General features: G+C 40.1%; 4 protein-coding genes. 2 read left to right on the top strand and 2 right to left on the bottom strand.

The genetic code is table 11. From position 1 onward, the window contains the following. Positions 1–128 precede the first annotated feature (128 nt). Positions 129–1,718 carry an IS21 family transposase gene (locus GX089_11620; GenBank protein NLP03136.1) on the top strand — a complete coding sequence of 530 codons (1,590 nt, stop codon included), beginning with the start codon at positions 129–131 and terminating at the stop codon, positions 1,716–1,718. Then, positions 1,715–2,458 carry an ATP-binding protein gene (locus GX089_11615; protein NLP03135.1) on the top strand — a complete coding sequence of 248 codons (744 nt, stop codon included), beginning with the start codon at positions 1,715–1,717 and terminating at the stop codon, positions 2,456–2,458. Before GX089_11620 ends, GX089_11615 begins: the two co-directional genes overlap by 4 nt. A 547-nt stretch (positions 2,459–3,005) precedes the next feature. Here the strand turns inward: GX089_11615 and GX089_11610 are convergent. Continuing rightward, positions 3,006–3,332: a hypothetical protein gene (locus GX089_11610; GenBank protein NLP03134.1), complete on the bottom strand. Its 327-nt coding sequence runs from the start codon at positions 3,330–3,332 to the stop codon at positions 3,006–3,008. Between the two features lie 5 nt (positions 3,333–3,337). Next, positions 3,338–6,167 (bottom strand): DUF3427 domain-containing protein (locus GX089_11605; GenBank protein NLP03133.1); only part of this gene is annotated, 2,830 nt, incomplete at its 5' end.

Here is a 6,167-nt window from a genome sequence, read left to right as displayed (position 1 = left end):
TGTTAGCGGGCAGTTAAAACCGGCCAGAAATGGGCACTTTTTGAAGCCCAAAACCAGCCACCCTGTTTAGACGATCCCTAAAATAAATTCATTCTTTCTGCAGGCTTCAACAGAAAGGGTGAGAATTCATGGGGAACAATCTCAGGATGGAAAAACAGCAACAAATTCAAGTACTTACAGGATTAGGATGGACAGATCGAGCCATAAGCCGCAGTACCGGAATAAACCGGGGTACGGTATCGAAATACAGAAAAGCATTTCAAAACCGGCCAGAAGTGCCCATCGACTCTAATTTACCAGCTTTTGAAAACCAGCCAAAAGTGCCCACCGGTTCGGAAGGTGATTTTAGTCAAAAGCAGCCAGAAGTGCCCGCCGACCTTCCACCTTTGCCCATCACCAATAGTACACAGATTCAACCCTATACAGGAAAAATCCGCGATGGTCTTCTACAGAAACTCACAGCACAGCGGATTTACCAGGATCTTGTTGAGGAGCATGGGTATAAAGGCAGCTATGATGCAGTAAAGCGGTATGCCCGTAAATTGCGTAGAAAGGTTCGTGGTTTTTCCGATCGACTCGAACACATTCCTGGTAGAGAGGCACAGGTTGATTTCGGTAAAGCAACCTGCCGTATTCTTATTGGAGGGAAATGGAAAAAGGTATGGCTTTTTAAGATGACACTTAGCTGCAGTAAACATGCCTATGAGGAATTGGTTGAGAGGCAGGATCTGGAGACTTTTCTGCGTTGTCATGAACGTGCATTCGCTTTTTTCGGCGGTGTCCCCGAGATAGTCACTATTGACAACCTGAAAGCTGGTGTCATTGAGGCAAGCATATTTGACCCGATCCTTAATGAAACATACTTGAAGTTCGCAATGCACTGGAATTTTGCAGCAAACCCCTGCATACCTCGCCGACCGGAACATAAAGGTATTGTAGAAAGGGATATCGGTTACACAAAACACAATGCTCTTGACGGCAAGCAATTCAACAGCCTTGCGGAAGCAAATGCATACTTGCGTTATTGGAATAAACGATGGGCACGTACCCGTATACACGGAACCACCCGTTGCCAGGTGTGGAAACTTTTCTGTGATATAGAACGTTCCAGACTTCGGCCGTTGGCGGAACATGCGTTTGTATTTTTTACGGTATGTGTCCGTAAAGTGGATGTTAACGGATGTATTGAAGTAAAAAGAGGATTTTACCGTGTCCCGCCTCGCCTGGTCGGCGAAACGGTTGTGGTTCACTACAACCAGCAGTATGTACAAATCTATTCTGGAGGACAGTTTGTTATAGCTCATATGCGTCTTGAACGCAAGGGAGCAGTCAGTGATGCTCCTGAGTGCCTGCCGAAATGGAAACATCCCAACCTGGAAAGTCAGGAACGATATTACTGCCGTAAAGCACGCGATATCAGTCCTGCTCTTCATAATGTGGTGTATGAGGTTTTGTGCACTGATGACCCGTTGTCAATACGACGTGTACGAGGTATTCTAAATTTATCAAAAAAATATACCAAAGAGGTTGTTGAGTGTGCTGCCCGTGATGCAAAGATCTCTTCTCCGATCCGACTGCATAAATTCCGTGCACTGTGTGAAAAATATGCTGCTAACGCAAACTGTGAAGAAGGTAACCCGGAATTGACGCAAAGCCATGAACTGATACGCCCCCTTGATGAGTATGAAACATTAATTTCTGAAAGGATCTCATTATGACTATAGATACATTGCAGCTCTCTCTGAAATCCCTCCGCATGGGTGGTATGTCCAGCAATCTTCCAGTGCGTTACCAGGAAGCCCGGAGCCACGAGCTTGATTACCTGGATTTCCTTCACAATCTGGTTTCAGACGAGTTAGCCCGCCGTCAGGGTAACCTTCTTAACCGGAGAATTAAACTGGCACGCTTTCCCCAACTCAAAACAATTGAGGATTTCGATTTTGATTTTAATACAACTATAAAGAAAAAGGACATTATGGCGTTATGTACCTCTAACTTCATCTTCAAAAGTCAAAACATACTTTTTATCGGGCCTCCTGGTGTTGGGAAATCCCATCTGGCCATCGGGCTTGGCATATCTGCAATTCACAACGGATACACCGTTCTTTATAAAAGTGCTTTTGATTTAGTACTTGAGATGGCTGATTTTGAAACTGCAAGACAAAGACGGGAATATCTGAAATCTCTGGTAAAAGTAAATCTTCTGATCATCGATGAGCTTGGCATGAAGAAAATGCCTCAGAATGCATCTGACGATCTCCTTGAGGTAATCCACAGACGACACATGACTGGATCAACAATTATAGCAACAAACAGGATCGTGTCCGATTGGAATGTCATTCTGGGAGACACTGCTGCTACGGCGGCCATTCTGGACCGGTTCCTTGAAAACGCGGAGGTGTTTACAATTAAAGGAAAAAGTTACCGTTTAAATAATAAATCAAGAAAGGAGGAGTAAACCCAGATTATTTTCATAAAGTGGCTGGTTTTGAAGTGCCCATATGTGGCCTGTTTTAAAGTGCCCGCCGACAAACAGATACGTGCTCACAAAACTGGATACTACCGCAGTTTTGCTAAACATCTCCTTGAAAAAACGATCATGAGGAGTTTGCAACCGTTTTCTTTTCATGAAAAACAATATACATAAGGGATGACAGGTTATAATTCCTCAAAGATTTCATTTCTCTGGGATAAAAAACGGGGTCCAATATCGGATTATCCCGTCCCTTTAGAGCTGGTCGGGAGAGAGAATTAGTACTTAAAGACCTTGGAGATTATAGCAGAGCCATGGAACTGTTAGAAAAAGCATTAAGATCAGCAGAGAAGAATTTTAGATTCGAGCATCGGTTTTTAAAGATCTTGGAAAATATAGAGAGGCTTTGCAATTATCGGAAAAATCAATATCGATATTTACTAAAGTATATCCTGAAGGGCATTCGAATATTTCCACTGCAGAAAACTTATACAATTCAATTATTGATATTTTAAATACGAGAGAATGCGACTCAAGTGTAGTACCTAAAAGTACTTAAAACATCGATGAATTCAGAAATATCACGATTTTCGGTATCATCCACCGTTTCGTCTGTATACGTACAATCATAAAATTCATGCCAATCGTGATCTACACTAATATCAATTTCTGAAAGATGTAAATCCTTAACCTTTAAATCTGAAGCTACAAAAAACATCCTATCGATCAGTTTATTACTAATCATCTGTTTAATATATTCTTTTTGCAATTTATATTTATTGCAGAATGTCACTTCTCCCCAATTTTTGAAATTACAGGCATCTCTATGCAGATAGATGAACTTAATATTTTTCTCCATTATTATTACCCAACCGATAGCTTTGCACTTTCTTTCCAAATATATGAAGGCAACGGATTCAATAACTTCCAGGTTATATTCATAGGTTGACTGCCTTCATAAGTCACAAACTCAACAGGTCCTACATTCACAAAACCCATTGTACCATAATCGTCGTTACTCTGTTCACGCACAAAAAGGATAATCTTTTTCCCCTCTTTCTTGTGATTTCTGTAAGATAATCCCTTTCCTCTCTCCGGATGAGCAGAATTCTGTGTTTGCCAATGAAATAAATCTTCACTTATAGCATAATCCTGATACATGGTAGTTGGAGAAAACTTCTTTTCACTTTTTTTCAGTGTTACAAAGAGAAGCTCAACATTGAGACGTTTGATTTCATGTACACCTTCCCTACTGGATACTTTTCTTTCGAATGTGTGTTCCCCAAAGGCTGCCAGTATCTGATCTCTTCCATACCTGGAATAAATACGTAAAGCAGTCTCTATACCAATATTCATCTCCAGTTCTGTAAAATCCAGCCTGTCCAGAAGGTATTCTAAGACCTCTTTAAGCTCATCAACCAACTGAATATTTGAGATAATTCTTTTTATACTCTCCGACAGAGATGAAAAACCAAGTTTATTTCCTGGTTCCTGCCAAAAATCATAATGTACCATCATTGCCATCTGGTTTTCAACAACGCTATTTACATTCCACTCAAAATTATTTTCTATAAGTTTTTTTATAAACGACAAATAGGAATAGGATGTACATTGTAGAATGCGCTTTTGAATCGCTCTATATATAATCTTCTCTAAACTCTCATCTAATCGATCCTCCAGAACCCCGGCTCGTACACAAAAACGACTCCACCCACTGCCATTTGCTTTATATAGATCTTCAATGGTTACATTTGGATAAAATCTCAGAAAATTACCTATAGTTAACGGTGCAATAGAATTGTACCTGAAAGATCGTATCCACCCTATTATGTTTCTGGCAGATGCAATTGCAGATTTTATGTTTTTCAGGATATGTTCTTTTGCCTTTTTTTGTAATACAATAGAACACCCTAAAGGTAAATGAGGGAAATCCTGTTCTATTTCATCTTTAATTGAGATGTGGCTTTTTCCCACCATTGCTCTGAACTTTGAAGAAAAATCATACTCAGGTCTACTATTGCCAACAAAATCCAGAACAGTCAGGCACTCTTTACCTTCGGATAATCGTAAACCCCGTCCCAACTGCTGAAGGAAAATTGTCAAACTTTCCGTTGGCCGCAAAAACAATACTGTATCGATTTCCGGTATATCTATGCCTTCATTAAAAATATCCACCACAAATAATACATTAATGTCTCCACGCTGAAGCTGCTGCCGAAGTACAGTTCTTTCTTCACTGTTTTTACTTGTTAAAACAGCCGCTTTTATGCCTTTAAGCAGAAATTTCCGAGCCATGTACTCCGCATGATCCTGTGATACACAAAACCCAAGGCATTTTATCTTTGTCAGATCTCCTATGATTTCCTGCATATTGCGGACAATATGTTTTACACGCTCATCATTTGCTGTATAGATTCTTGACAACTCCGATGGCAGATACCTTCCTCGCTCCCATTTTACTCCAGAAATATCTACAGTATCTTCAATACCAAAATATTGAAAAGGACAAAGATATCCTTTATTAATGGCATCTGTTAAACGCAATTCAGCTGCAATTGTTCCGCAGAAATCCCCGAGGATATCGCTTCCATCATGACGTTCAGGTGTAGCAGTCAGACCCAGCAGGATTTTTGGTAAAAAATGGTTCAGTATAGGACGGTAGCTTTCTGCTGCAATATGATGAACTTCATCGATGATGATAAAGTCATAATAATCTGGTGTCAATCGGAGAGATCTCAGACGATTATTCAGTGTCTGAACGGATACAAAAAGATGCCTGTAATGTTGTGGTTCTATTCCACTTACCCAAAGTTCTCCAAAAGAAGAATCCCGTAGAATTGCCCTGAATGTATCTCTGGCTTGTTTTAATATTTCTTCACGATGAGCTACAAAGAGTAATCTGGCATCTGGCTTTTTTCTGTAATATGATCGAAAATCAAAAGCAGATATGACCGTTTTCCCTGTACCGGTTGCGGCAACAACAAGATTTCGCCACCGGTTGTGAATAGTCCTCTCGGCTGTTAATTTCTCAAGTATCTGCCTTTGATACACATGCGGCTCTATATCAAAAAACAATGGGAGTTCTTCTGAACTCTCACCCCGGGCCAGCTTTATCGATTGCTTGAGTTTTTTTCGATGTTCTGCATCACCGTAATTGTAGATCTCAAACTCCGGTGAAGCCCAGTAAGTTTCAAAGGTAGATTTAAACTTGCTTAAAATGTGTGGAATTTCTTGTGAAGTAACTTTAAGATTCCATTCCAATCCACTGGTAAGAGCAGATCTAGAAATGTTTGATGATCCTATGTATCCGGTATCAAATCCATTATATCTTCGAAAGATATAGGATTTTGCATGAAGTCTCTCATGCGAGATATTGTAATTCAGTTTAACTTCTGCATTAGGAAGACCTGCAAGAAATTCTACGGCTTCAACATCTGTAGCACCCATATATGATGTTGTAATAACTTTTATCTTTCTTCCACTTCGGGCAAATCGGTTTAACTCATCTGCAAAGACTCGAATTCCGGTCCATTTAATAAATGATACTAACCACCAGATCTCATCCGAAGACAATATCTCTTTTTTTAATTCCGATTCCAAAGATAACCCAGCATTGCTTCCGGTAAACAGCTCACTCTGAGAAAGACCGGTTTTAGGGGTTATTTCAGCTACATACTTTTGAAGATCTCTTTCG

The organism is Fibrobacter sp. (assembly GCA_012523595.1).
Taxonomy (GTDB): Bacteria; Fibrobacterota; Chitinivibrionia; order Chitinivibrionales; family Chitinispirillaceae; genus JAAYIG01.
The sequence above is the reverse complement of the archived record's forward strand: the minus strand, read 5'-3'. Positions and strand labels throughout refer to the sequence as shown.